Origin of the sequence: Paenibacillus sp. FSL R5-0713 (assembly GCF_037973325.1) — a bacterium.
GTDB lineage: Bacteria > Bacillota > Bacilli > Paenibacillales > Paenibacillaceae > Paenibacillus.
In genome coordinates this window covers 2,676,221-2,701,854 of record NZ_CP150229.1, presented here as the reverse complement: position 1 = coordinate 2,701,854, position 25,634 = coordinate 2,676,221, and the positions used below count along the sequence as shown (strand labels likewise).

The 25,634-nt window shown below is 42.6% G+C and carries 28 protein-coding genes; all 28 read right to left on the bottom strand.

Going from position 1 to position 25,634, the window contains the following annotated elements:
* Positions 1-2: 2 nt before the first annotated feature.
* The 28 genes from MKZ12_RS12400 to MKZ12_RS12265 all read right to left on the bottom strand — a co-directional run bounded on the left by MKZ12_RS12400 (position 3) and on the right by MKZ12_RS12265 (position 25,595).
* Complete coding sequence (locus tag MKZ12_RS12400; RefSeq protein ID WP_339260632.1) at positions 3-2,558, bottom strand: hypothetical protein; 2,556 nt, start codon at positions 2,556-2,558, stop codon at positions 3-5.
* A 5-nt stretch (positions 2,559-2,563) separates the two neighbouring features.
* Positions 2,564-3,388, bottom strand: a complete 825-nt coding sequence (locus MKZ12_RS12395) for a carbohydrate ABC transporter permease (RefSeq protein WP_339260631.1) — start codon at positions 3,386-3,388, stop codon at positions 2,564-2,566.
* Entirely contained in the window at positions 3,388-4,293 is a 906-nt protein-coding gene (locus tag MKZ12_RS12390) for a sugar ABC transporter permease (protein ID WP_339241882.1), read from the bottom strand. Before MKZ12_RS12390 ends, MKZ12_RS12395 begins: the two co-directional genes overlap by 1 nt.
* A 92-nt stretch (positions 4,294-4,385) precedes the next feature.
* On the bottom strand, positions 4,386-5,657 hold the full coding sequence (locus MKZ12_RS12385; RefSeq protein ID WP_339260629.1) for a sugar ABC transporter substrate-binding protein: 1,272 nt from the start codon (positions 5,655-5,657) through the stop codon (positions 4,386-4,388).
* Positions 5,658-5,679: 22 nt separating this feature from the next.
* Positions 5,680-6,561, bottom strand: a complete 882-nt coding sequence (locus MKZ12_RS12380) for an AraC family transcriptional regulator (RefSeq protein ID WP_339260627.1) — start codon at positions 6,559-6,561, stop codon at positions 5,680-5,682.
* A 234-nt stretch (positions 6,562-6,795) separates the two neighbouring features.
* Positions 6,796-7,602, bottom strand: coding sequence for an aminoglycoside phosphotransferase family protein (locus MKZ12_RS12375; RefSeq protein WP_339260626.1), 807 nt, complete (start codon positions 7,600-7,602; stop codon positions 6,796-6,798).
* 464 nt (positions 7,603-8,066) lie between these two features.
* A complete protein-coding gene (locus tag MKZ12_RS12370; protein ID WP_339241872.1) occupies positions 8,067-8,606 on the bottom strand; it encodes a GNAT family protein in 540 nt (179 codons plus the stop codon).
* Positions 8,607-8,811: 205 nt separating this feature from the next.
* Positions 8,812-9,999 carry a glycoside hydrolase family 5 protein gene (locus MKZ12_RS12365; protein WP_339260625.1) on the bottom strand — a complete coding sequence of 396 codons (1,188 nt, stop codon included), beginning with the start codon at positions 9,997-9,999 and terminating at the stop codon, positions 8,812-8,814.
* Between the two features lie 289 nt (positions 10,000-10,288).
* Positions 10,289-11,317: an alpha/beta hydrolase gene (locus MKZ12_RS12360; RefSeq protein WP_339260623.1), complete on the bottom strand. Its 1,029-nt coding sequence runs from the start codon at positions 11,315-11,317 to the stop codon at positions 10,289-10,291.
* 49 nt (positions 11,318-11,366) lie between these two features.
* Positions 11,367-12,005, bottom strand: a complete 639-nt coding sequence (locus MKZ12_RS12355; protein ID WP_339260622.1) for a hypothetical protein — start codon at positions 12,003-12,005, stop codon at positions 11,367-11,369.
* Positions 12,002-12,535, bottom strand: coding sequence for a GNAT family N-acetyltransferase (locus tag MKZ12_RS12350; protein ID WP_339260621.1), 534 nt, complete (start codon positions 12,533-12,535; stop codon positions 12,002-12,004). Before MKZ12_RS12350 ends, MKZ12_RS12355 begins: the two co-directional genes overlap by 4 nt.
* Positions 12,536-12,577: 42 nt before the next feature.
* Positions 12,578-13,045 carry an NUDIX domain-containing protein gene (locus MKZ12_RS12345; protein ID WP_339260619.1) on the bottom strand — a complete coding sequence of 156 codons (468 nt, stop codon included), beginning with the start codon at positions 13,043-13,045 and terminating at the stop codon, positions 12,578-12,580.
* 24 nt (positions 13,046-13,069) lie between these two features.
* On the bottom strand, positions 13,070-13,345 hold the full coding sequence (locus MKZ12_RS12340) for a hypothetical protein (protein ID WP_339260617.1): 276 nt from the start codon (positions 13,343-13,345) through the stop codon (positions 13,070-13,072).
* Between the two features lie 84 nt (positions 13,346-13,429).
* Entirely contained in the window at positions 13,430-13,873 is a 444-nt protein-coding gene (locus MKZ12_RS12335) for a GNAT family N-acetyltransferase (protein ID WP_339260615.1), read from the bottom strand.
* 59 nt (positions 13,874-13,932) lie between these two features.
* Positions 13,933-14,391 (bottom strand): GNAT family N-acetyltransferase, encoded by a 459-nt coding sequence (locus MKZ12_RS12330; protein ID WP_339260614.1) that lies wholly within the window; start codon positions 14,389-14,391, stop codon positions 13,933-13,935.
* Between the two features lie 85 nt (positions 14,392-14,476).
* A complete protein-coding gene (locus tag MKZ12_RS12325) occupies positions 14,477-14,956 on the bottom strand; it encodes a hypothetical protein (protein ID WP_339260612.1) in 480 nt (159 codons plus the stop codon).
* 145 nt (positions 14,957-15,101) lie between these two features.
* Complete coding sequence (locus tag MKZ12_RS12320) at positions 15,102-15,599, bottom strand: GNAT family N-acetyltransferase (protein WP_339260611.1); 498 nt, start codon at positions 15,597-15,599, stop codon at positions 15,102-15,104.
* Between the two features lie 26 nt (positions 15,600-15,625).
* Entirely contained in the window at positions 15,626-15,982 is a 357-nt protein-coding gene (locus MKZ12_RS12315) for an NIPSNAP family protein (protein WP_339260610.1), read from the bottom strand.
* Between the two features lie 37 nt (positions 15,983-16,019).
* Positions 16,020-16,898, bottom strand: a complete 879-nt coding sequence (locus MKZ12_RS12310) for a class I SAM-dependent methyltransferase (RefSeq protein WP_339260609.1) — start codon at positions 16,896-16,898, stop codon at positions 16,020-16,022.
* 396 nt (positions 16,899-17,294) lie between these two features.
* Complete coding sequence (locus tag MKZ12_RS12305) at positions 17,295-17,762, bottom strand: DUF2691 family protein (RefSeq protein WP_339260608.1); 468 nt, start codon at positions 17,760-17,762, stop codon at positions 17,295-17,297.
* A 51-nt stretch (positions 17,763-17,813) separates the two neighbouring features.
* Positions 17,814-18,344 carry an AAA family ATPase gene (locus tag MKZ12_RS12300; protein WP_339260607.1) on the bottom strand — a complete coding sequence of 177 codons (531 nt, stop codon included), beginning with the start codon at positions 18,342-18,344 and terminating at the stop codon, positions 17,814-17,816.
* 12 nt (positions 18,345-18,356) lie between these two features.
* Positions 18,357-18,842 (bottom strand): N-acetyltransferase family protein, encoded by a 486-nt coding sequence (locus MKZ12_RS12295; RefSeq protein ID WP_339261389.1) that lies wholly within the window; start codon positions 18,840-18,842, stop codon positions 18,357-18,359.
* Positions 18,843-18,906: 64 nt separating this feature from the next.
* Entirely contained in the window at positions 18,907-19,434 is a 528-nt protein-coding gene (locus MKZ12_RS12290; protein WP_339260606.1) for an AAA family ATPase, read from the bottom strand.
* A gap of 187 nt (positions 19,435-19,621) precedes the next feature.
* Positions 19,622-20,686 carry a polysaccharide deacetylase family protein gene (locus MKZ12_RS12285; protein ID WP_339260604.1) on the bottom strand — a complete coding sequence of 355 codons (1,065 nt, stop codon included), beginning with the start codon at positions 20,684-20,686 and terminating at the stop codon, positions 19,622-19,624.
* Between the two features lie 220 nt (positions 20,687-20,906).
* Positions 20,907-21,959, bottom strand: coding sequence for an ABC transporter substrate-binding protein (locus MKZ12_RS12280; RefSeq protein ID WP_339241845.1), 1,053 nt, complete (start codon positions 21,957-21,959; stop codon positions 20,907-20,909).
* Between the two features lie 112 nt (positions 21,960-22,071).
* Positions 22,072-23,046 carry a galactofuranose ABC transporter, permease protein YjfF gene (yjfF, locus tag MKZ12_RS12275; RefSeq protein ID WP_339241843.1) on the bottom strand — a complete coding sequence of 325 codons (975 nt, stop codon included), beginning with the start codon at positions 23,044-23,046 and terminating at the stop codon, positions 22,072-22,074.
* Positions 23,036-24,079: an ABC transporter permease gene (locus MKZ12_RS12270; protein ID WP_339241842.1), complete on the bottom strand. Its 1,044-nt coding sequence runs from the start codon at positions 24,077-24,079 to the stop codon at positions 23,036-23,038. Before MKZ12_RS12270 ends, yjfF begins: the two co-directional genes overlap by 11 nt.
* Positions 24,080-24,083: 4 nt before the next feature.
* Positions 24,084-25,595 carry a sugar ABC transporter ATP-binding protein gene (locus tag MKZ12_RS12265; RefSeq protein ID WP_339260602.1) on the bottom strand — a complete coding sequence of 504 codons (1,512 nt, stop codon included), beginning with the start codon at positions 25,593-25,595 and terminating at the stop codon, positions 24,084-24,086.
* Positions 25,596-25,634 lie beyond the last annotated feature (39 nt).

Below are 25,634 nucleotides of genomic sequence, written 5' to 3'. Positions count from 1 at the left end.
CATCAACGTTTGATGTCCTGTAACTGCAACTGTCCCCTTACGCCATATCCGTCATGTACCATTTCCTCTCCTTGAATAAGAAAAGGCTTGTTCATTCCCCACTGAATGGAACCGTATACCGAGTCGGTCAGGCTAAGCGTCAGGGATGTACTGTCGAAGTGCGGGCTGGAGGAACGAACTGAATTTATAAAATGGCCAAATGATCCAAATTGCAGTTCGTTTCCTGCTCTGATGATCCAGGCATTACGCAATCCAGGAGAAATAAGCTCACGCTCTTTTGTCACCCCGTTGGTCTCCATACTCGTCCCGTTGGCTGCATATAGCGCCACATATCCTTTATTCAGACGGGCAAAATACCAGTTCTCATGCTGCACCCATTCTGTGAAAAAGCTCACAGGAAAATAAGCATGTGTCCAATCCGCAGTCTGGTCTGCCGGAATATCAAACATTATCAGAGCGATCCCCTCATGCTGAACAACGTCAGGCAATATCCCGTTTCCAGCCCAAAAGCAAGGTCGACCATCTCCATGCTTGTATATTTCTGCCGGATGATTCACCCATATCTGCGCTTCAGGAGACAGAGACAGATGGTTGACATGCTCCTGATAACCTGGCTTGCCTGGACGAAAGCGAATGATGGAGGAAAGAGCATATTCCTCTGTCCGATGATGATAGAGCTTGGCGTAACCTCCCTTGCCCTGCTCATTGGCGAACACCAATTGCTGATTTCCCCCAAGCAACAGATGCTCCTGATAAGCTGCTGGTGGAATGTAATCCGATAAACTCAAAGCAACATTGCTGATTGAATAATTGTTAACATTGCCGATACCATAACCGATCCAGCACATGGAAGTCGTTCCCGCTGCATAACTACCCAGCAGTTCCTTCTCATAGCTGCGGCCAAAAGTTGTGGACATGACGCCTTGATGCATCTGAACGGTAATATAATAGAATAGCAGGTCCATTGCCTTTTTCGCTTGCTGTCTGAGCTGCTCATTATGGGCAAATTCATAGATATGTAGCAGCCCCACTGCATCAATAGGAATGTATGCACTTGAATTCCATTCTGCCAATCCTTCATCCAAAAAGCGCTCAAACCATAAGCTAAGCCGCTGCTCCGCTTTTTGACGGTGAACTTCACCGGACTCACCACTGTTGCTGAACGTTTCAGTCCCGAACAGTTGTCCGGCTAACAGCTCATTGGTATGGAATAACAGAGCATGGTTCTCACTGAAGAACCACATCACATCATCACCAGGTTCATCAATCCAATATCGATAGCCCAGAATACTTGCTTTTACCCGATCCCAGAACAATTCACTGAACAGACCGCTATTTCGTTCATCTCTCCAAAGACGAAACAGCCCCACCAGATAGAAGTCACTGCAATCTTTTCGTTGCTCGATCCCCTCCACACCTTCAAGCAGCATGTTCTCCGCTTCTTGCAGACTGCCATTTGTTTTTAACATGGCTATAGCCGTATGAATGTTACGACTGCCCTTCTCAGCAATACATTGCAGAGCCAGAGATTTGCGTGCTTCCATATCCGTAGCTTGCTGAGCAGCTTCATCATAATTGGTATCGTAGGATTGACAGCCGAACTTCTTCGTCAATGCTACGTTTGAAACCGAAATCGTCAGCGTGAAGTATACGTAATGATGGCCAATTTCATTGGTGTGTGCCAGAACCAGATCCGTTTCCTTCTCGACTATGTGTATTGTCTTGTTTTCGGTGCCATCAAAGAAATTGCCATACTGGATATCAACTTCTCTAACGATGTCTGGTAAGGGAAGCGGCAGCTTGAGCTTAATCTGCTCCCCTCTAAAAAGATCCGAAGGAAAATAAGCCTGTTCAAGGGCTTGTTCTGCGTATTTCACGTTTTCTGCCAAATGAGGAGCAATAGGCAAGGAAATTTCCAATTCTTCGTCTCCCAGGTATTCCACCGCAAAAGCATACATGGTATCCCGCTCAGCGAGATCCTCCCAGCAGACATAGATCTCATTGATTCCGGCTACAAGTTCAGCTTTGATAACGATTTCCTGCTCCTTGTTACGCATGAGTGGCGCAAAATCCGTTACCACTTCCCCATTCACCCACAATGTCAGACTGCCATAGGTCTTGATCCGCAAAGAGGCGGTATGAGCAGTCGAAGAAATCAACCTTGTCGCGGCGTAACTGCGCAGATGTGTCGGTACAAACCAAAATCCGGATTGCTCCACCCGTGGATTATTCCAGGGAGAATACAGTGTCCACGGCTTCCCGTTTTCTTCTCCAACGAAGCTGTCTCCCGGGCTAGGAAACTCACTCCATTGGTCAAAAAATCGGTTCACAGGCTGCGTTCTCCTATGTTCTACAAATTCTTTTCTGCATGGATTCTCATGGATAGCAAAGCCATCGATAAGCCAATCATTAATATCTCCCTCCATCGTTGTTGGAACAAAGGCAACAGGCTTCGTATATATGCCGCTGATGATCCAATGATTAATGACCTGATGGTGGCCTAATTTCATAGGTTTATAATTCAAGGTATCCGTGCCGTCACGGGTAATATCTGACATTCAACTCATCCTTTCATTCCTGAAGTAATCATACCGCTGACAAAATAACGCTGGAAAACCATAAAAACAATCAGTACCGGAAGCATCGTGATTACGGACATGGCCAGGAGACTGCCCCAATCTACGTTGTATTCACCAATAAAATTAGAGAGCGCAAGCTGAATCGTATATTTCGATGGATCACTAATAGCAATTAACGGCCATACAAAATCATCCCATCTCCACATGAAGGAGAAGATCGCAAGCACGGCCAGAATCGGCTTCGCTATGGGAAGAATAATGCTCCAGTAAATTTTCCATTCACCGGCTCCATCCATCCGGGCAGCTTCCAGCAGTTCGTCCGGTACGCTTAGCAAGTACTGCCGCATAAGGAACACACCTGTCGGAGTTGCTGCTGGTGGTATAATAATCGCGAGCAGGCTATTATACATCCCAAGTGCACTCAGTACCTTGAATATAGGGATCATAATGACCTCAATCGGAATCATGAGGGTTGAGATAAAAGCGATTAATATGATCGAGCTTCCGCGGAAGCGGTACTTCGCGAGTGCAAAGCCTGCCATGGAGTTGATCAGCAACAACAGCAGCGTTGAGCTCAAAGTTACGATTGTACTATTCATAAAATACAAGCCAAAATTACCTTTTTTGAATGCCTCCCTGAAATGCTCGAAGGTGACTGGATCGGGCCACAACTTTGGAGGAAAGCTGTACAGATCGCTATTCGTTTTCAGGGCAGAAATTACGACCCACAGAACAGGCAGGAGCCACACTACTGCGGCAACACTTAACATACTGTAAATGACAATTTTGACCATAGGTTTCATTACCATCACGTAGCCCCTCCTTTCGATAGACGGAATTGCAGAGCTGAGAATCCGCCAATAAGGATAAACAGTATCACCGACATGGCGCTGGCTAGCCCAAGCTCCTGCCTGTTAAAGCCAATCTCATAGATATATTGAACAATATAGGTGGTTTCCTTGCCCGGCCCACCGCCTGTAAGCGCAAACATAAGTGGGAAGGCCTTGAATGCGTCAATCAGACATAGCATAACAACGAGTAAGCTGGTAGGCTTCAAAAGTGGGAGGGTAATATAGCGAAATACCTTTGTTCCCGTTGCGCCGTCCAAGCGGGCAGCTTCATAATAATCCGTAGGTATGGCCTGCAAGCCTGCGATAAAAATGACCATGAAAAAGCCTGCACGAGACCAAACCGTTGCGATGATCACAGCCGTATTTGCCCAAAAGGGAGAGGTTAGAAAGCCTACAGGTTCCACACCAACCACCGTTAACAGATGATTCAAGATGCCGAATGAATCTCCAAAAATCCACTTCCAGGTCAAACCTACGATAATGTAAGAAATCATGGTCGGCCAGTAAAATACGGCCCTGAAGAACCCCCGCATTCTAATCTCGCGCGCAAGCAGCAATGCAATGCCTAATGCTGCTGCATAGATTAGAGGGACAACAATTGCTGCATAAATCCCCGTTCGTCCAATGGTCGACCAAAATTCCCGATCCCCTATGATTTTGATATAATTCTCCAGCCCGTTGTATTTCATTGGGTTCAATCCATCGTAGACATGGAAAGAATAATAGAGACCCAATAAAGAGGGAAATACGATAAACGTTCCAAAGATCAGGAGGTTGGGAAGTATAAACAGATAAGGAGCAATAACGAGCTTCCTGTTCTGTTTTGCCAGCGTATTCCTGTTTAATCGTTGTCCTTCACTCATCTGCTTGCCCCTTCCTTATGTGTTCATTCGAAAGGGAGGCTCACAGGTATCGTTAAGCCTCCGTTATGCGAATTATTGTAATGAATTTAGGTTTATTGACTGCCGATAGCCTCGTTAATCAGTTGGGCTGTTCGATCCAAAGCCTCCTGCGGAGTTGCCTTGTCTGACAGAACGTCCATAATGTTATTTTTCAAATCCGTTGAAATTTTGGATATAAGCGTTTGCTTAGACCAGTCATTCGCGGCAAGAGGTGAACTGTTCTTCAGTTCATCCGAGAAAATTTCAAACATCTCCTTTCCAAATTCATAATTTAATACGGAGCTGTCCTTCCGTGGACTCATAAACAATGATTCCTGATTATATTTGGAATTCACTTCTTTGGAGGTTAAATATTCAATGAATTCTGCTGCCTCCTGCTCATAACCACTGCCTTTGAAAGCCATGAGAAACTTCCCGCCGGGCACGGATGAACGTTGTGTTCCTTTCGGCATATAGGTGACGCCCCATTCAAAATCGGTGATATCCTTGTAATTGCTAATCATCCAGTTTCCAGCCCAGTGGGTAGCCACCGTCCCGGAACGGAACAGGTTGTTCGGGTTCTCCCCTCCGAGCCATACCGATTCAGGCATAATTCCATCTTGATGAAGTTGCTTGAACATCTCCATCGAACGGATTCCGGCTTGACTGTTAATGGCCGCCGCACTGCCATCCTCTGTTAAGATACTTCCACCATTCTGGTACAAAAGAGTGGACCATCTATGCGGAGTGACATCCCATACCATGCCATATCGTGCTCCACCTTTGTCCATAACCTCTTTTAATGCAGCGATATATTCTTCCCACGTCCATACCTGATCGGGTGAAGTAGGTACCTTGACGCCCGCTTTATCAAATAAGGTTTTGTTATAAATAAGTCCATTCGCTGTGACGTCCATAGGCGCAGCCACCAGCTTGTCATTCATAACATAATAAGGTTTAAGAGAGTCGATAAATTGATCCTCGAATTGACTGGCACTGTCCACGTAGGGTGTAAGATCAACCGCCTGATTAGCAAATGATCCGGTATCCGTGACCCGGCTTAGGGCAGGTGGCTTTCCACCCGATAACATTGTTTTTAATTTGGTTTGCATGTCCTTGAAACCAACTTCAATCAGATTGATCTTAACCTTGGTATTCGTCTGCTCATATTCTTTAATGATTTCCTTAATGACTTCTCCTTCTTTCCCATCAGAGAACCACAGAAAATCCAGCGTTGATTGTTTCGAATCAGCATTGTTACCTGTATTTCCGCAAGCAGTCAGCACGATGAGTAACATGACCATTACCAGGCTAGTGATGAGCTTAAACGTTGTTCTTCTCGTCATATCAACATCTCCTTGGAAGGGTTTAATGAATTTTGGCTTCGTTGAGCAATTCATTTTTGCGGAACAACTGTGGCGATACACCCACATACTGTTTAAATGCCCTACTAAAATATACAGGTGTATTAAAGCCTAACGTCTCAGATATGGACAAAATCGGTGCATCTGTAGACAGTAATAATTTTTTGGCCTCTGCAACTCTTTTCCGTATTACATAATTGCTTATGGTATATCCCGTCGTCTCTTTGAAAGAGTGACATATATAGTATTTATTCAAATGGAGTGTTTTGGACAGATCATCCAGTGAAACATTCTCCGTGTAGTTCTGGTTTAAATAATGAAGAACCCGGCTTACACTTGTCTGCTTCTGGGAAGAAAATAAAATAGGATCTGCGGATTGCTCACTGGTCGTTTTCCGGTAAATCCGCAACAACAATTGGGTAAGACTTAATTTGACCATTGTTTTGTGTCCTGTATTTCCTGCATCCATCTCCTCCTTGATCCCCTTAAATATACCTGTGATATGTTCACGCTCCTCCAGGGACCAATGCACCAGCAATCCATTGGGATGCCGGAATATGGACATCAGATTCTCCAATTGACTCACAGCAAGCATGTCCAGTAACAATAATTCCGTAAAATTGACGAAACTTCGCTTGTATACGATTTCTCTTGAAGGATTGATCCGATGAGGCACACCCCCTCTGAATATAAACATATCTCCAGGCAGCGGCTTATATATTCGATCACCGATTAAAAAGGTCGCATCTCCTTGGATAAAATAATGAATCTCATACCCGTTGTGCGTATGAACAGGCCATTCATCCTGAAAGTTATCTGCTTCTGATCGCACGTAAACTTCATTTTCCTGTAAAGCAATATTCGTCGGGGTGTGTATGGTTAGCATCAATAAAGATCTCCCTTCCCAGAATATAAATAGCAATATAGTTTAATAATTTACAATGATAGCGCTTTACAATGAATTGTATCACAGTTATTTCAATCTAATCCGAACAATATTGCTGTATTGTTGATCACAATTGTTGAAAATGATTAGAAAGGAATTCATAGGGAACGGACGTAGACGACAAAAAAACCGCTGACAGCCATAGGCTATCACGCGGTCCATTAGCGTTACTTTTCAAATCCATTCATCCCAATGTTTTTCCAGAAAAATAACTTCTTTCTCGTAGTGGGACAGATGGCCCTCTTCAACCATCTTCAGAAAAGCGACATCTCCGTCAGCCGCACGATTAGCCAATGTCTCACACAAGAAACGAATACGAGACAACACCCATTGCTTCAAATCCGGCGGTACAGCCACTCCGTATGTGCTCATGAATAATTCAATGCGTTCCTTCCGAACGGTTGCGTGCACTTCACTGCAATAAGGGATAACCTCCTTACCACGCATCTGAGTTGGGGGTGAAAAACTCGCCAGCGGAACGCAAGTATATAATGTATAGGCAATATCCCACAGACGTGGACCCGGGCCGACCATATCAAAGTCGATAATCCCCTGTGGCACGCCATCCTTAAATACCACGTTGTATAATGCAAAATCGTTATGACACACGACCTCATGTTGCTCCATATCAGAATAGGCATTGCTGGATTGAGCGGCAGTTAGATATGAAACAGTCGCATCATGATAGGTTCTCAAAAGTCTTGCAACTCCCTTAAGCGATTCATCTGACCACATGTACGCTTCAATCTCGGGATAATCATTGCCAGGAACGTGTCCATCAAGATACGAGAGCATTTCTCTTCCTTCCGCATCAACACCGAGATATCGTGGAGCCTGATAAAAGCCTTCTTTTTCAAGATGCACCAGCAACTCCTGCACATAAGGATCAGGTCTGGAACTCCTGCGAACCGTCTCTCCGATTCTGACAACCTGATTCACATTACCTCCCGATAACACTTCCTCCTGTTCAGCCACTCTCATCCCTCCTAATACTATCTTTCTTGGGTATGGTTGCGATTACGACTCTTCTTATAACTCCCCGGAAATCCCGCGACTAATAGTATAAAACCAACCAAAAACATGAAGTATACGAGTAAACCTGTTGGAAGCTCGTTCGTCTGAGCGAATTGGGGCACGTTTCTCCCTCCCGAAGCATATCCTGCTTCTACTATTGCGACAGATACTCGTATTGAGATTCTCTCTATTGTCGAAATAAACACACTGCCAAGCATGAGAATTACACCCAAGATTTTGTTGATATTGTTCATTTCATGCCTCCTTTTATGATCCGTCCATCATGTTACATCCGCACGATCTACTCCATGTCTTTCGATTCTCCATTCCATATTCCTGCATTTTACATTCAAGTGTTTTCCAACTTCACTCTCATCATAGCAAATAGCGCCGTCATCACTGACGCCGCTGTAGTAAACTCTCTGAATATGTTACGTTGCCACTACATGGTGCAGATCCATATGATGTTCAAAAAAAGTCGATCGTTCCACATGATACAGATCATAGATCTGTTCCTTGGCATTAATGAATTGGTATACATCGGGATACACATCATTGGCTAGTTTCACATAAGGCAGTTTTTCTACCGCTTTTCTGGATCTTATATTTTGCTTTCGAATTTTCATAAATACCGTTTCAATCGCATGTTCCAGAAACAGTTCAACCAAAAAGGCTGATTTCGCTCTTTGGCTGTATCCATTACCAAAATACGGGGCTCCAATCCATGTGGCCAAGAAACCCGTTTGCTGCTCGATATGATATAGATCAATGGTACCAATCGGCTGTCCTGTCTCATTCAAGATCGTTCGGGAAATCACTGTTTTCTGCTCTTCTTCGGCCATCAATTGTTTCGTAAGAAATAGATATTCTTCATACGATTGACATAGATAACGAACGTAAGGCGAAACTGCGGGGTCCATCATCAAACTGTACAATGAATGGCATTCCTGCAAATCACGTTTTTTTAACATTCTGTCTACCACCTAGTCCTTTGAGTTCGCTATATCGAGCAAATTAAGTATATAAAAGGTATTGTGGGATTTGATGAATTCTATATATGGCTTATGTAAAATGCATTGGGAAATATTGTGGATATCACCTCCCGCAACAAAAAAACGGCATGTCCCTTTTTCAGGAACACGCCGTTTGCTTGCATAGATTAAGCTAGTTCGTCTATTATTGCATACCTTGCATGATTGCATTAATGATGTTTTGTTGCGTCACGGTATTATTCTGACGGTTAAACAAGGCGAATCCATGTTGACCGTTATGCCCGTTGTCCCAATAAACCGGAACCATTTTGTATTTCTTGGCTTTTGCTGTAACTGCTTTGGCATATGCTGCACGATATACATTGTTGGTTGAATCATACGATGTTTTGTCAATTGAACCGAATTCACCAATCACTACAGGATAGCCTTGAGTGACAAATTTATCGTACATGGACTTGAACTGCGATTCCAAGTAATCCTCTTGTCCCCAAGTAGACTTCTTCGCAGGATTCGTAGCCGTTGCACCCCACTGCGTGATATTACCGTTTTCCTCACCAGCGAAATCCCATGGAGAGTAATAGTGTGCCGAGATCATAATTCTTTTCTGCGAACTAGGAATGGCCGAGGATCTGAAATTATCTGTCGGGAGCACAAAGCCATAATTACCAACGGTGAAGTCAATATTGGTATTCCAGCCTGGAATCAGCAACCATCTGGCATTATTGTTGCCTCCGGTCTGCCTTACCGTGTCCACAAAAATTTGATTGTAGGCGTTCAGATTAGCGTAATACGCCGAATTCGGATTACCATAGTTGCCATCGAACACTTCGTTCATGGATTCGAAAATAAGACGATCATTGTAGTTGCTAAACTTGGTAGCCACCTGCTGCCACACTTTTTTATACTTTTCCTTAATGGCAGTCTGATTGCCACTATTCACGAGCAACCATCCACCCTGTACAGAATTGTAACCATCGCCGTGAATATTGATGATGACATACAGACCTTCATTGTAGGCATAATCTACAACTTGCTGAATTCGATTCAACCATGCCGCATTAATTGTATAATTGGGAGCGCTTCCAATGTTGTTCAAATAGGAGATGGGAATACGAATCGACTTGAAGCCCGCAGCTTTCACTTTTTGGATCAGCGCCGGAGTCACCGTAGGATTGCCCCAAGCTGTCTCACTCGGTGTGCCATTTATCGCTGCTTCCAGCTGATTGCCCAGATTCCAACCTGCACCCATTTCAGCCACCACTTGCGAAGCGTCCGCTGCTGATGCTTTTGGGCTCCATCCGGTAAAGGCCACGGCAGCCACTAACACAAGCGCCAAGCTGCTGATGCTGAATTTCTTCCATTTTTTGAACATAACCATACCTCCGCTTATTCTATTATTTTTAACAAGCAGTGCAGTTAATCTATTGATTCAGATTGAATGATTCGAGAATTCGCGCCTCCTTCCCTATCGATCAAACAAATGAAATTTTCGTCTTCCACCAACATAATAACACATTTATGGAAAATAAAGATATATCTTTATTGCTCTTTTTTGACGATTTACTACAAAATAATCCATCTATCCGTTTCATTTAATTGCTTGAATATGTTCTTGATCAAAATCAACCATCGAAATATGATCTTGCTGCTCTCCATGCATCTTAAAATAGCTCAATTAACCAATTTAAGAATTTATCTTTCTCTTCAAACTGTGGGTAATGCGCCGATTCGTTAAATACAACGAAATCTTTGATCGGTGCATCGAGTACTTTGAAATAATCACGTGCTGCATTCGCAGTGGTCATATAATCATATTTACCCATCACAAAATAAATAGGAATATCCAGATGATCCACAATATCGGGTAAATTTTGATCAAATACTTCCCTTAGTAAGATGTCTTGCGAACTGAACATCCCTGAATAAAAGCAAATCATATCCAATCCATTGTATTCGGGATTCAAAAGGAATCCTGAGATATAATCTCTATTCTCATTGATAAGTCTGGCAGCGCCGCCATACTTTTGCAAAAGAATTCTAGGTGTAAGATCATTTCCTTGCTCAATCGACCCACGAACTAGCTCCAGTTTTTCAACATCCGCTTCATTACCGGCTTGTTTCGCTTGTTCTAACGTGTACTCCATGCTCTCCAGTTCGCTCTGAAGCGTATCTGCCATCTGCCCAATGCCAATATACGCGTGAAACTGAGCTGGCGCCTTAGCCGCAGCTTTCATCCCGATGTATGTACCAAATGAATGACCGATTAATATAACCTTTTCTTGATTTAACTCCTTAGATACAACATCACTTAACGCTAACAAATCATCTACTAATACATCTGTTGTCAGATTCGAATAATCCTCAAAAAAGTGATAGGACTTTCCGCTCCCACGTTGATCATAATGGACTACAGTGAAGTGTTGCTCAAGCTCCTTCTGATACTTCCTAACGTAAGGAATCTCCGAGCATCCCGGCCCCCCATGCACAAAAATCAGGATAGGATTACTCCGGTCAACTCCCCTGATCATGACCTCGTGACCTGCACCGTTGATTTCGATCTGCTCTAACATGCTGATGCTGTTCTCCCCTTTAATTTGGGGTGTCCATGTGGGAAATATCAAAGCAACTATAATCATTAAAATGATACTCGATAAGCTGTACTTAAGTGTTTTACGGATTTTTTTGCACATATAATGCTCCTTAATTACGGGCTTAAATCTATTTATACTGACGCTTTCTCTAGCGTAGCGGATACAACAATTCAATAGATTCGTTCATCAGTTCTTCTTGAAAAATGTAATTATGATCGGCTCCTATGATACAGAGGATTCGTTTCCCTGGATGAGCTTCAATTGTATTTTTGACTCTCTGAACCATAATCTGATTACGGACAACCCAGCGAAAGTTCTGTGCCTTCGGGTTAATCTGCCCTAACCATACATATTTTTGTTTGGTTATACGATCGAACTCCTTTGAATTAAAAGGAATTTCCCCAAACCGATACGTGTCCATTTGTTCCGCAAACCAGTCATCATCCCGCTGTTCGAGTTCTTTGCGCTCCTCACTCGAATAACCTTTAAATGGATCAAATGCATTCCACACATCCAATTCAAACCAATCAATAGGCACAAATGGAATGTCCTGCTCTTCGCACAAAGGAAATACCATATCCCAAAACTCGCTTGCCGGTTCTCCCCAGTATCCTCTATCATTTTGGTCCTTCTGATATCTCAACCAACTCTGTGGATGAACTTCACCACAAATGAGATCTGGCTTAAACTCAGTTATCACATTCTTGTAAAGAGAAAGCGAACAATGATAACGCTCCCTGAGTTCAGGATTATGAATCGTGCCAAGTATGCCTACTGTTGTTGTCATGTGCCTAGCTCCTTTATCATGTGTATATCTTTCGGCTCTTTGTCATAAAGTTCCTGATCCATTTCACTAGTAATCTGGCTGCCCTGGCTTCTGTAAAAGGATACCGCTGATCTCGTTTCTGTGGATGAGATGTACAGATACTGTGCCCCACGTTTCTTAGCCTCTTCACCTAATTGGTTTAGAATACGTTTTCCAACGCCTTGTCTTCTGTAGCCGCGTGAGACATACATCAAGTCAACTTGTAATTGATTTTGCTCACTTCCTCTAAGTTGATGTGCCAGCACTCCAAATCCAATTAACCGCTCCTCAGCAAATGCGCCATATGCCATGCCACCTTGTTCTAATTCGAAGACGTATCGATTTTGAATTTCCTCCAAAAGCTTTTCATCCCAGTTGGAGCACTCATGATTTTGTTTTAGCTCTACCAATTCGTTCTCTCTCATTTCATAGATGAGATCAATATGTTCCGAACGGTCTATATCCCCCAACTGGTTGACATCTTCAAGGGTCAAAGTCCTATATGTTATCATGGTCTTTGCCATCTCCTTTAGTTTCAGTTCCTACAGTATAAATCAGCTTATTTTAATTACAGGCAATTCATTTAAATGATTTATTTGGATGGTGTACTTTTTTAACTCATGGTTATCAAGTCCATCCCATCTATCCAAGAAATGATAAAACATATCTCCGAAGCTCATCCCTTCAGGCAATACGTCCACAAGTTTTATTTCATCAATCTCCGACTCGGGTAAGCTATCAAGCCAACTAACCTCAGCATAAGAGACCATACCAAAGCTCCCATTCCATTCATATACGCCATAAGGTGTCAATTCAAAATGCACTGCACCTGTCTCTTCATAGAGTTCTCGACTCGCCGTATGTAAAATGGTTTCCCCAATTTCTTTGTTGCCTCCTGGGATCTCCCAACCTCCTCTTTTCCTATTTTTGATAATGATGAATTTATGGTTATATTTAGCGATTATCACTGCAAATTTGATTAACTCTGGATCAAGTTCATCTAGATCAAACCATTGACTCATGGTATCCCTCCAATTACAACATGACTACTCTTTCAAAATATATTGGTTAAACCACTGAAGCGGTAACAAACAATCATCAGATATAATTGTTGTGAATACCGCAACCAATCCTCGCTTTTGGTTAACAAAGATATACTGCCCTCGTCCAACACCCATACCCAAAGCATAAAACGTTTTATTTTCAGCTTCTTCTTCCTCGATGCTTTTCATTATGCGCCAGTGGTAGCTATATAAGGTGTTCGAAGTAAGAGAAGGACTTACACTTCTAGCAATCCAGGCAGCAGAGATGAGTTGTTTCAAGTTCCACTCCCCATTCTGAGCGCCATCCTTTTGTTTCTACAAAGTCACCCTGCGTTACGTCCAATGCCACGTTAAGTTTTCGTCTTACAATCTTTTCTTTAGGAAGTATTGAACAATTCCATCAGGATACTCATCAATTAATCCAAAGACTTTATATCCCATCGTCTTGTAGAATTCAGGAGATTGATATGAAAATGTGCTTGTGTGTGCAAGCTTACATCCTAATTCAGAAGCCATGCTTTCTGCTTGCATGATTAAAGATCTTCCGTATCCTTTCTTTCTGTGTTCCACATCTATCCAAAAATTATCAATATATAATGTTTCACAATATGTAGCACAGAAGATCCCACCCACTGCCTTACCTGTCTCGTCGCGTAAAAAAAGATTTATAGTTTGTCCAGGCTTGTTTAATAACCCATTTGTTTCAGAGACATTATAGTTATATAAGTTATTACAAACGGTTTTATAGTCTTCTTCATGATTACCAAATACGATTTGTAATTCACCCTCATGATTGATATTATTCAATGTTTAAGTCACCTCATTTAGAAAATCATCACATGTATTCTTTGCACGATTAGAATTTTTCACCTTATTGCCAACCTGTAGATCACTTCATCATCTAAATTGGTTCTATTCTCACTAATGAAGGACATACTCTTATACAAATTTTGTGCTAATTCGTTATCACGTGCAACCGTTAATGAAATAACCTTGCATAACGGATGCTGTTTCGTAATGTAGTCTAGAATGGCTCTTATAGCGCGCTTTCCCATTCCTTTGCCCTGATAAGATTTATCGATTTGAAAACCACCAATCCAATAATTATCCGTACTATCTGGAGTATAACTCAGATAAAAGAAACCCAATATCTTCCCATTGATCTCAAGTACGTAAGGATCAAATGCTTCATCCCACGGTTTTATATAGGCGTAAGCGATCCCCTCAATAACAGATGGAACTAATGAGATTTGGTGTTCATACAAAGATATCTTCAGCGCCTCTTCCCAATTCTCTCGTGTAACGGGTTGAACTTTTATATTCACCTCTGAATCTCCTCTTTCGACACGCTTTGATTCATTCTAAAGTTCTTTTCACTCTCACTTAAAATCACTTCCAAATAATCTTCAATCAACTGTATAACTGTTTTTTATTCTTAGTGATCATTGCTGTCTTGTTATTTTCGTTAATCACATCTATCGCTGCATCTATATTATATTGATGATTCCACTTCACAATCATCTTGCATAAATCCTTGAATGACTGCTTGTAATTCCACGTTCGCAAGCCCATTCTGGAGAATACAAACCTCTTTATAATCCGATAATCTCTAATGAACACATTTGGGTTTAATACAAAAATTAAATCTGCTTCTTGTATGGATGGTAAAGTCCAATCTTTGTACTGTACTCCTTCCATGATCCAAGCCTCTGAACTGACAATAGATTGGACGGATTCATCCCTCACACTTTCAGGGTATCTCAGATTTTCGGCGCTTCTGTCCCAGATTAGATTATCTAATTCATAGGAAGGAATACCGTATTTATCCGATAATTCTTTGGCTAATGTTGATTTCCCACTACCGCAAGATCCAATAATTCGAATTCTCATACATAATCTTTCTTCAACAATGCATAGATGTGACCATTTTGGAATCGTTCATTAGAAAAAATATGAAAAATGTCTTGGGAATCACTCTGTTTAATTTCTCTTAACAACAATCTTTTAGTTTCCATTTCAGGAAAAGGAGTCATTTTCAATTCACCTCAATCGAGTACACCGCTACTTTTTTTCCTATGATGTCTACGTCCTTCTCGTGTTTCATGCCATTCTTTTGCGCGACTTTCATAGAACCCACATTGCCATGTTGAATCAACGATATCAACCGTCTCTGTTTCAAGTGGCCCATGCCATATTCCTTCCATGCTTTAGCTTGTTCATATCCGTAACCCATTCCCCAGTATTGCTCCATAACCCAGTAACCAACTTCAAGCTCGTCCGTGCCTTCAATGAGCTGCGGAATCAGTCCAGAGGTTCCAATGCACTTGTGATCCTCTTTATTGAATGCAAGGAACAGCCCCTTATCGTTTTTATTCCAGTTGATGAACTTTTCCAGGCTTTGCATCGTTTCTTCCTTCGTCCAGGGTCCTCCATGTCTTATAAATTTCATCATATTTGGCTCACGTGTCATCTCAAAAAGTAAATCAAAATCATTTTTGGTATATTTCCGAAATATAAGTCTTTCTGTCTCCATTTTCTCTCATCTCCTTCTTCATTTTTTCACTTCAAAATCGTTTGTTCGCGATCTACTGTCGATGTGAAAAATGCTTGCCTAATTTCTTCTCGAAATACTTCTTTATACCGATGTCTTCCGATCTGATCAAAACGAGCTTGAACGCGCTTTACGTGTTCTGTATCTGATTTTATATTTTTCTCAATCTCTTCGTATTGTTCAAGGGTATCGTATTCCCACATCGCAAAAATCTCACTGGTTTCATCATCTATGGGTGTATGCCATCTTCCAATAAGTCTTGATCCGTATTTCAATTGGGATGGCAGCAAAATATAATTAAATAGAGCATTAAACTCTTCTACAAAAGAAGTAGCAATAACATAGGTTTTTCTCCTATATATCATCCTCTGCACCTCCTTATGAGTATTAGAAACTATAGGCTTATCTCGTTACGATTCCCGATGTAATTTTCATGTTCGGAGCGTAGGTTAACCATGAGCTCTCATTAAACTCCCTAGCAAACACATCCTCTGCTTCATATTGTCTATTCGCTTCGTCTGAATGAAGTCCTCTTTCAACCAATGGAGTAACAACTTCCTGCCTGGCATTGGGTTTTTGTCCCAGTCCTTCTTCTTTTAATGCTTGAAAAAGCTTTTGCTTATCTGAACCTGCCATGTTTTGATCTAAGAAGTTAACCTTGTCACTCACCCGGCATTCTACATTTCTCAACCCAAGTTGGCTAAGCAGGATTGGAAGCTTCATACCGATATTTCCGTCTTTACCATTCCGTTTGCTATCCTCCTCGAATAATTTTTGGAGAATACCTAACTGGATAATATTGGATTGATCAAGTCCATGTAATTCATAGTTTGACATATTAGCGATCCAATGGGGTTCAAAACATATCATTCTACCCTCATCTACTACACTTTCGATCATCTTCTGAAGAACGGTGATAGGCTCTGTCATATGTAATAAGAAGGCATGACTTATTGCAACATCGTATTGACGTTTCACTTTTACTGTTTCAATGTCATCTACAATAAAAGTCGTTTGATAAGAGGTCTTTGAGAAAATCTCTCTGGCCTGTTTAATCAATTCCTTGCCTTTGTCTAATCCGGTATAGGTTGATCCTTCGGGTAATAAAGGAAGCAGTTTCAACCCAAGATAGCCATAACCACACCCATAGTCGATAAGATCTACTGGATTTTCAATCTTCCATACACGTTGAACCAAAAATTCGAGATAATCATCGTTATAATATAACCAACGCGTATTTCTCAGATATTCCATTTGGTCATCCCAATAGTAATCAGACAAGGTGAGATTCCTCCTTCATAAGATGTAATCGTATTCATAAACAGTCAAATATCATTGAGGAAAATGATTAGAGTGTGTCTTCAAGTTCAAGCAATTTTCTAAGGAACACAGGACATCTTATTGAGCCTTCAGGTCCTCTTTGAAAATTATAAGGAACTTGAGACATCTTTTTTCCCAAAATCACCTGACAACAACGCTACAAAAGGCTATTTATACGGATATAACGTGTCTCAGATTCCTTAGATTTCGGAGGGCTTATCAAATTCCCGAATAAGACGTGTCAGGTTCGTTAGCGCTTGCTCACATTCATGATGTAACTATGTTAATGCATATCAACGTATGTAGTGATAATATTATCCTCTCCTCTACACAGTTGCTCCAAAACCAGTTATTCCTTCACCAGACCGATAGTGTTGTCCTCATATCATTCTCATCCGTTACATATTCCAGAGATTTAAATCCCTGTCTATTTATATGATTATATATTTCCTCGATTTTTTCCGGGTCTTTACAATAAACCGTGACGTAGATACTATCCACTACAAGAAGAACCAGCTGACAGTCACTCAACATATAATCTTCATAGGTAATTACATCTGTGATTTTTGCACCTTTTGGAAATGATTTTAAATTCGCAAATATTAAATAATACTCGTTGTTGTCAATAATCTTTTGTAATTCTTCTCCATTCATACCCATAATCATATCCGGAAAAAGATCATCCCCTAATGTATCGTCCTCAATGAAATAGGATTCTTCTCCACCAATAAACCAATCGAAATTAGATACTCCTATTGGTTTTAAAATCTCCCCAAGAAAGCAACCATAGGCATTTGGTATTCTAAAACGTATTCCTCTGTTCAATGGTTCACCCTCTTATCATTTTTACAATTTGCAGCCTAGTAAAAAGCGCTGTTATCTCACCCGATACTTCTCATTATTTATAATTTCATTTATTATTTCAGGTAGTTGATCTTCTGTAAAATGATGAGTATACAGTTTGTTATCTGCGCTCAAATTCAGATGATTTTCAAACTCATCCAGCAGAAGCACACTTCTTTCTTTCATTTGATGTTCTTCTGCTCTTAGACAGTCTCTATGAATAATGGTTTGATGATCCACCATCAATACAACATAGATTATGCGAACATTATAGGCTTCCAAATCTGCTATTAATCCATTAACGTCCTCCGGAAAGGAAACATAGTCCAAAACTACATCGTAGTTATAGTCCAATAAATTTTTCACTAGACTGGATATATTTTTCCACGTTAAGTCATTTGTATCTTTATCAAGCCAAGGTTTACCTCGTCCTTTGACCGGCAAGTGACTAACCGCATCTCCAGAAATGTATGCACTTTTATTTAAAGTCTGCACCAGCAGCTTGGAAGTTGTAGATTTCCCTACTCCAGGGGGGCCAGATATAATATATAGGTTGTTAACCATTTAATAATCTCCTTACAGTATCTTTTGGAAACTTCCAATATCCAGTTTTCTATCAAACTTATATCCGATTTCTTTAAACAGAGCACATTGTTCATACCCATTTCTCTCAAATAATGATTTACTTCTTGTATTCTCCATGCAAATTGTCGCAATCAAGGTATGGAATCCTTGTTCTTTTGCAACCTTCTCAATATAACGAAGGGCTTGTTTGCCCAAGCCTTTTCCCAAAATATCGGGCTTCAAATATATAGTGACTTCTCCGCAGATGTCATAAGCCTGTTTACTCTTATATTGGGTGATCAGAACATAGCCCACCATTTGATTATTTTCAAAAATTACGTAAGTTTTATACCGCGCATCCTGGTTCATCACAGAGGATTTAATCTGATTAAGATCTAATTCCTCCGTATGAAACGAAATTGTTGTATTCCTTACATAATAGTTATAAATCACTCTAATTTCAGGAAGATGCTGTTCGGTTACCTCTTCAAAAGTCACTGTCGTCAATTACCATCCATCCTCTTCTGTTCGTTATACAGATCTTCCCATACAACTTCGCATTTTATTTTAGGACCTTCTTCAATATGAGTTCTATGATTTCACTGGTCTCCAGATGATCGGTAACAATGTAGGTTTGGAATTGTTCATCCTTGAAAGCTTCAACACACTTGGGCGCTTGTTGATACTGCCAGCCTCCATATTCATCTCCTCGTTTCGCCAAACGATGATATATCGTCTCTTCTGTAGCCGTTAGGCAAAAATGATGAATGTCCTGATCAATCTCTCTCAACCCGTTATAGATGTACTGAAAGTTTTCCTCTTTATAGATGGTCATGGGGATAATCAAGTGTTTGTTATATTTCTGTTTAACCTCTTTTGCTGTCTTTACGGTTAGTATTCTCCACAGCTCGATATCTTGAAAGTCATCCGTCCGTTCATTCTCCTCTCTATAATTCTCCGGGAGAAGTTTTCTGAGCATATAACCAATTTCTTCAGGATCATAGATCATACTGTTGAAAATTAAAGGTTGAAGTGCTTTTGCTGCCGAAGTTTTCCCCGAACCAAACGCGCCGTTAATCATAATGATCATTGGATCAATCCACTCCTAATAAACAAATGGTTTCAATACACACCAAATTTTCCCTGTCCACATTTCATCCATTATAAATGTTTCCCTTCCACTTTTGTATTACAAAATGTCCAAAAACACGATGAAATCCCATTGGGCTTCCAATGGGATTTCATCTCTGTACATTTTTTAATTAACCCTGCGATAATTAGTTTATTTCCAAGTAATCAATGTACACGTCCCATGTCCCGTCATCTGCGGTTACAACCAGCTGAATCTCTTGGTTTCCTGTGCCATGAGTAACATTATTGAGCGTATACACCGCAGGGCTGTTTCCTCCAAAGTAAAAGGTCCCCTTGGTCTGTCCGCCAATCTTCAAATCCACTCTAGCCATATTGGCATTGTTTGAAGACCCACGAAGTGAAAAATTGTGAGTGCCCGTTGCAAAATACTGCGTGTATTTAACCAAATCATTGTTAGCATACAGCACTACTCCATTGAAAGGAGAGCTTATATTCCCGGTGTACTGACCACCTTTGGTCATATTCTCAGCTTCCACTTTTGTTGAAGTACCTGGAGGATTGGTGGTGCCTCCATCAGGTGCGACTGCCCGACCTGTCGCCGGTGAGATCATGCCGGAGCAAAGGCCGCGATTCTTCAGATTTTGTGCAATCTGCGGAATGGCCTGAAGTGTTGTCTGGTACTGATCATGCATTAGAATGACATCACCACTTTTCATGGTGTTCACAGCCGCTACAATCTGGTTTGCACTGGCGCCATTCCAGTCTTGGGAATCTACGTTCCACAGCACTTCAGTCAAGCCATTTTGGCTCACAACGGATTTCAAGGTTGCATTAGTCGCACCGTAAGGAGGTCTGAACAATTTAGGTGAACTTCCAGTAATGGACTGAATCGTTTGCTGTGTCCGTGTAATCTCTGACGACATCTGAGAACTGTTTAACGTAGTCATATTCGGATGTGTATAGGAATGATTGCCGATCCACATGCCAGCTGCCACCTGTGCAGTAACCAGAGATTGATTGTTTTGCGCATTTTGTCCAACATTGAACATCGTTGCCCGTAAACCAGCCTGCTTCAATGCGTTAAGCATGTTTGTTGTATTTCCAGATGGGCCATCATCAAACGTCAAGCCTACATAACCATTTGGACAGGCTGCGTCCGCAGCACGAGCATCAGGCACTGCAGGAATGGAGAACAATGTACTGAAGAGTGCGAGAGATATTACCGCTTTTACCAGCTTTCCTTTGAACATAATATTACCTCCTCATATTTATTCACAGCATAATACCTTACTACTACACTCCCTCTCTTTATCAACGTTCAACCCTCGAAAAAAAGCGCTTTCAATTAAAGGTAAACCACAGCCTCCTTTCTCATAGATAAGACTTTAGTTCAAGGTGAGTTTAGTATAAACGATAAGGTGATTTAAAGTAAATTCTATTTTATCCAAAATGTTCTATTTTTTGCGTACTCTAAAATCGCCGATTGTACATCTCCCGTTTAGCACTCTCCTGTGTAAAAATGTCCTCCGGGGGGACCATGCGCTTCGGAAGTGTACGTCCTGCGATAATTTCTTTGGTAGCCTGCATAAGCTGAGGACCAAGCAGCGGGTTACATTCCACGACGGCGTTGATTTTCCCACTCGCCAGAATTTCAAGTGCTTTGCGGGAGCCGTCCACCGAGACAATGATGATGTCCTCTCCCGGCTTCAGCCCAGCTTCTTCGATCGCTTGAATGGCGCCAAAAGCCATTTCGTCATTATGGGCAAAAAGAACCTGCGGTCTTTCTTCTTCCGGAACCTGAAGGAAACCTTTCATAACTTGTTTCCCATTGGCCTCCGTAAAATCGGCAGGAGCACTTTGTGAGAAGATGATGTCTGTTCTGGTGTCGAAAATGCTTCTAAATCCCTCGCCACGCTGGATGGAAGGCGTAGAACCACTTGTGCCTTGCAGTTCGGCAATTCGTATCGTACCCGGATGATTTCGCATCCGATCCTGAATGTACTTCCCCGCCTTCACACCTTCCTCATAAAAGTCAGATCCAATCGTTGTCACAAAAAGTGAAGTGTCTTGGACATCGACTGACCGGTCTACGATGATCACGGGTATGCCTGCATCCTTGGCCTCCTGAAGAATACTCTCCCAGCCCGATTCCACGACAGGTGCAATGGCAATGACGTCCACCTTTTGCCTGATGAACGACCGAACAGCCTCGAACTGTTTCGTCTGAGACTGTTCTGCATTTTTTATCACAAGGGAAATTCCCGATTCAGCCGCGGCAGTACGAATAGACATGGAGTTGGCCAGACGCCAGGCACTCTCTCTCCCCAGTTGTGAAAAACCCAAGACAATTGGTTTCGTAGAGGTATCCCTTGCTACCGCTGATTCCATCCATTCCTCAACAGATGGGAGAGTTTCCAAGTTGTTAGACGAGATGGGCGGAGGCACAGATTCAGACTCAGGTGTTGTACAGCCGACAAGCAGCAGCAGTATGAACAAGCACAACCCGTTCACATGTCTTCTCATTCACGCATCCCCCATCTCCATGTTAGTTTCCGCAGCCACCGATGCAGGGCACATATGGTCATTTCATTGTTCGGTATTTGCGTCCAATATCATATCATTTCATTCGATCCACTTAATGCAGTGATTTCGAGGATACTCGCCGCCCGCTAAGCAGTCGTTGGAACAAAATAAAAACAAACAGCATTAGGCCAATCACAATCTTGGTCCACCACGAGCTGAGCGTGCCTTCGAAGCTAATTATAGTTTGGATAGCTCCCTGGATCAATACACCAATAAAGGTTCCCGCCACGTACCCCACACCACCTGTTAACAAGGTACCTCCGATGACAACAGCCGCGATGGTATCGAGTTCAAGACCCATGGCGTGTAATCCATAACCCGATAACATATAGAAGGTGAAGACGACACCGGCAAGCGCGGAGCACAAACCGCTGAACGTGTACACCAGGATTTTGGTACGTGCAACCGGCAATCCCATGAGCAGCGCAGATTGTTCACTTCCACCAAGGGCGTAAACGTTGCGCCCGAACCGGGTATAATGTGCCAGGTAGATCGCAAGCAGTAGAATGATCAGAGCAATAATCACATTAATGGAGACAAAGCTGCCCCCTGGCAGGGAAATTTTCGCCTGTGCTACCTGTGTATAAAATGGATTCGTAATCGTAATGGTGTCGAGACTGATGACATAACACAGCCCCCGCGCCAAAAACATGCCGGCCAGCGTCACAATGAAGGGCTGAATTTTAAAATAGTGGATGATCGCCCCCATAACTGTGCCAAACAATGCACCCATCACAAGCACCAACGGTATAACGATGGCAGGTGACCAGCCCTGCTTCTCCACCAGACTTGCGCTAATAATGGTTGTCAGCGCTATGACTGAACCAACCGACAAGTCGATTCCCCCCGATACAATGACAAAGGTCATGCCAATTGCCGTGATAATCAGAAATGCGTTATCAATGAGAAGATTAAGCAGCACCTGTGTGGAGAAGAATCCAGTGTACCTGAAAGACCCTATGGCAAACATCACGGCCAGCAAGCCGAAAGTGACAAAGACCGGGAGATACTTACGATTAAGAAACATGGCGGTTAACCCCCTGTTCGGCTGGATATTTCCGTTTTTTCCAACGGATCACCATGGAATTGCGGAATGAATCAGATTGAATCAAACATACGGCTAATACAACAAAAGCTTTAACAACCAACGTAACTTCTGGCGGAACGCCAATCATATAGATCGTTGTTGTTAAGGTTTGAATAATCAACGCTCCAACGACGGTACCCATGAGATAGAAACGTCCTCCATTGAGCGAAGTACCCCCGATGACTACCGCAAGAATGGCATCGAGTTCATACCAAAGACCCGCGTTATTTCCATCCGCACTGGATACATTCGAGCTGAGAATAAGCCCGGCAATACCGGCACACAGTCCACAGAACACATAAACTGTGAGAATAACCGTTTTGGAACGAATACCTGCCAGTCGGCTCGCGCTCGCGTTACTTCCGACCGATTCGATAAACAGTCCCAGTGCCGTTTTTCTCGTCAACAGAGTGGCCACAATCAGGACAGTTAATACGATGAAGATGGAAAAAGGCAATGCTGCAAGCGAACCGGCTCCGATATAGGCGTAGTTGGCATTGGATACCGTAATAATCTGTCCACTCGTAATCAATTGTGCAATCCCACGTCCGGCCACCATTAGAATAAGCGTCGCAATAATGGGCTGAATTCGGGCAACCGAAACAAGCGCCCCGTTCCATACACCCAAGATCAGGGAAAGCCCCATTGATAATCCAAGAGCACCCAGTACAAGCCCCAAGGAACTCTGGTCTACTCCTCTGCTGATACTCATACAAGCCACGGCACCGGAGATCGCGACAATGGAGCCCACGGACAAATCGATGCCTCCGGTCGCAATGACCAGTGTCATGCCGATGGATACCAGAATCAAAGGCGCTCCAAAGTTGAGAATATCAATCAAGCTGCCATACAGATTTCCTTCACGCATGACAAGGGAGAAGAAATCCGGAGAGTACAGCAAATTAAAGATTAAAAGTAAACCAAGCATACATAACGGCCAAAACAAATGATGTTTACGCATCTTGCCCGCCATCTCTTTAACCTCCTGCCATTGCTTTCATAATTTGCTGCTGATGGATCTGTTCCCCGCTGAGTTCTTTCACTTTTTTGTGGTCCCGAAGTACGGCAATCCGTTGGCTGACACGAATCACTTCTTCCAACTCAGAAGAAATGAACAGCACGGCCATGCCCTGCTTCGACAGAGAGAGCACCAGCTTCTGTATTTCAGTCTTTGCACCAATATCAATGCCCCGCGTAGGTTCATCGAGAATCAACAGATCCGGGTTCATCAGCAGCCACCGGGCAAGCAACACCTTTTGCTGATTACCGCCGCTCAGATTTTTAATTAAATGCTCCGGATTTTTGGGATGGATATTTAACAGGTTGATGTACTTTTCGGCAATCTCATCCTGCTTCTTGCGTGAGATCGGTTTAGACCAGCCGCGTGTCGCCTGTAAAGCCAGAATAATGTTCTCCCGGATGGTCAAATCATCGATGATGCCTTCGGTTTTACGGTTCTCGGAGCAAAAGGCAATATTCTGATCAATCGCATGACGTGGCGATTTGACCATGCTTCCTGTATCCACAACAAGCAGCTTGCCTTCGTCCGATCGATCTGCACCAAAGAAGAGGCGAGCGATCTCGGTCCGACCAGACCCCAATAATCCAGCCAAGCCCAGGACTTCTCCCTTACGGATATCCAGATCGAACGGCTCAATTGCGCCTTTCCGTCCAAGCCCCTTGGCGGTAATTAACAGTTCGCCCGACTCCGCCTGGGCAGCATCCGTTTCCTTCGGAAGCTCCTCTAACACTTCAAGCTCCTTGCCGATCATCTTGAGCACCAGTTCCATGCGTGGAAGTTCTGCGGCTATGTACTCTCCTTCCAATTCCCCATTACGGAGCACCGTTAGACGATCCGACATTTCGTATACCTGATCTAGAAAATGAGTAACAAAAAGAATGGCCAGACCTTCACTCTTTAATTTGTACATAATTCGAAACAGTTGCTGAACTTCGTTTTTGTCCAAACTGGATGTAGGTTCATCCAGTATGAGCACCTTGGCTGAGATGCTGAGTGCTCTTGCAATCGCAATCAGTTGTTGAATCGCGACTGAGTAATTCTGTAAAGGGGCCTTAACATCGATGGACAGATGTAATCTGTCTCGCAGCAGGTTCTCTGCATCTTGGTTCATTTGCTTCCAATTGATTTTGCCAAATCGCATCGGCTCTCGCCCGATAAAAATATTCTCAGCAACTGTTAAGTTCGGGCAGAGATTAACCTCCTGGTAAACGGTACTGATTCCCGCCTTCTGTGCTTCGAGCGGACCGGAAATGGAAAGTTCGCGATGACCCATCGTTACCGTTCCCTCATCAATGGAATAAACGCCAGTCAGAACTTTAATAAGTGTCGACTTTCCCGCTCCGTTCTCACCCATCAAGGCATGAATCTCGCCCGGAAACAAACGAAAGCTGACGCTGGACAGCGCTTTAACGCCGGGAAATTGTTTGGTGATACCTGTCATTTGCAAAATGGGCGCTTGCTCGGCCATATAACCCTCTCCTTTGTTATGGAAAAAAGTCATTTAGCG

What these genes read in the sequence shown, in the direction of transcription:
- MKZ12_RS12355 (WP_339260622.1), bottom strand. Translation starts at nt 12,005, where the DNA reads ATGACAACAACAGTAGGCATACTTGGCACGATTCATAATCCTGAACTC.
- MKZ12_RS12285 (WP_339260604.1), bottom strand. Translation starts at nt 20,686, where the DNA reads ATGTTCAAAGGAAAGCTGGTAAAAGCGGTAATATCTCTCGCACTCTTC.
- MKZ12_RS12290 (WP_339260606.1), bottom strand. Translation starts at nt 19,434, where the DNA reads ATGATCATTATGATTAACGGCGCGTTTGGTTCGGGGAAAACTTCGGCA.
- MKZ12_RS12300 (WP_339260607.1), bottom strand. Translation starts at nt 18,344, where the DNA reads ATGGTTAACAACCTATATATTATATCTGGCCCCCCTGGAGTAGGGAAA.
- yjfF (WP_339241843.1), bottom strand. Translation starts at nt 23,046, where the DNA reads ATGTTTCTTAATCGTAAGTATCTCCCGGTCTTTGTCACTTTCGGCTTG.
- MKZ12_RS12315 (WP_339260610.1), bottom strand. Translation starts at nt 15,982, where the DNA reads ATGATATATAGGAGAAAAACCTATGTTATTGCTACTTCTTTTGTAGAA.
- MKZ12_RS12375 (WP_339260626.1), bottom strand. Translation starts at nt 7,602, where the DNA reads ATGAGAGTGGCTGAACAGGAGGAAGTGTTATCGGGAGGTAATGTGAAT.
- MKZ12_RS12365 (WP_339260625.1), bottom strand. Translation starts at nt 9,999, where the DNA reads ATGTTCAAAAAATGGAAGAAATTCAGCATCAGCAGCTTGGCGCTTGTG.
- MKZ12_RS12385 (WP_339260629.1), bottom strand. Translation starts at nt 5,657, where the DNA reads ATGACGAGAAGAACAACGTTTAAGCTCATCACTAGCCTGGTAATGGTC.
- MKZ12_RS12270 (WP_339241842.1), bottom strand. Translation starts at nt 24,079, where the DNA reads ATGGCGGGCAAGATGCGTAAACATCATTTGTTTTGGCCGTTATGTATG.
- MKZ12_RS12265 (WP_339260602.1), bottom strand. Translation starts at nt 25,595, where the DNA reads ATGGCCGAGCAAGCGCCCATTTTGCAAATGACAGGTATCACCAAACAA.
- MKZ12_RS12320 (WP_339260611.1), bottom strand. Translation starts at nt 15,599, where the DNA reads ATGGAGACAGAAAGACTTATATTTCGGAAATATACCAAAAATGATTTT.
- MKZ12_RS12360 (WP_339260623.1), bottom strand. Translation starts at nt 11,317, where the DNA reads ATGTGCAAAAAAATCCGTAAAACACTTAAGTACAGCTTATCGAGTATC.
- MKZ12_RS12395 (WP_339260631.1), bottom strand. Translation starts at nt 3,388, where the DNA reads ATGGTAATGAAACCTATGGTCAAAATTGTCATTTACAGTATGTTAAGT.
- MKZ12_RS12390 (WP_339241882.1), bottom strand. Translation starts at nt 4,293, where the DNA reads ATGAGTGAAGGACAACGATTAAACAGGAATACGCTGGCAAAACAGAAC.
- MKZ12_RS12280 (WP_339241845.1), bottom strand. Translation starts at nt 21,959, where the DNA reads ATGAGAAGACATGTGAACGGGTTGTGCTTGTTCATACTGCTGCTGCTT.
- MKZ12_RS12370 (WP_339241872.1), bottom strand. Translation starts at nt 8,606, where the DNA reads ATGTTAAAAAAACGTGATTTGCAGGAATGCCATTCATTGTACAGTTTG.
- MKZ12_RS12325 (WP_339260612.1), bottom strand. Translation starts at nt 14,956, where the DNA reads ATGAGAATTCGAATTATTGGATCTTGCGGTAGTGGGAAATCAACATTA.
- MKZ12_RS12345 (WP_339260619.1), bottom strand. Translation starts at nt 13,045, where the DNA reads ATGAGTCAATGGTTTGATCTAGATGAACTTGATCCAGAGTTAATCAAA.
- MKZ12_RS12350 (WP_339260621.1), bottom strand. Translation starts at nt 12,535, where the DNA reads ATGATAACATATAGGACTTTGACCCTTGAAGATGTCAACCAGTTGGGG.
- MKZ12_RS12380 (WP_339260627.1), bottom strand. Translation starts at nt 6,561, where the DNA reads ATGCTAACCATACACACCCCGACGAATATTGCTTTACAGGAAAATGAA.
- MKZ12_RS12400 (WP_339260632.1), bottom strand. Translation starts at nt 2,558, where the DNA reads ATGTCAGATATTACCCGTGACGGCACGGATACCTTGAATTATAAACCT.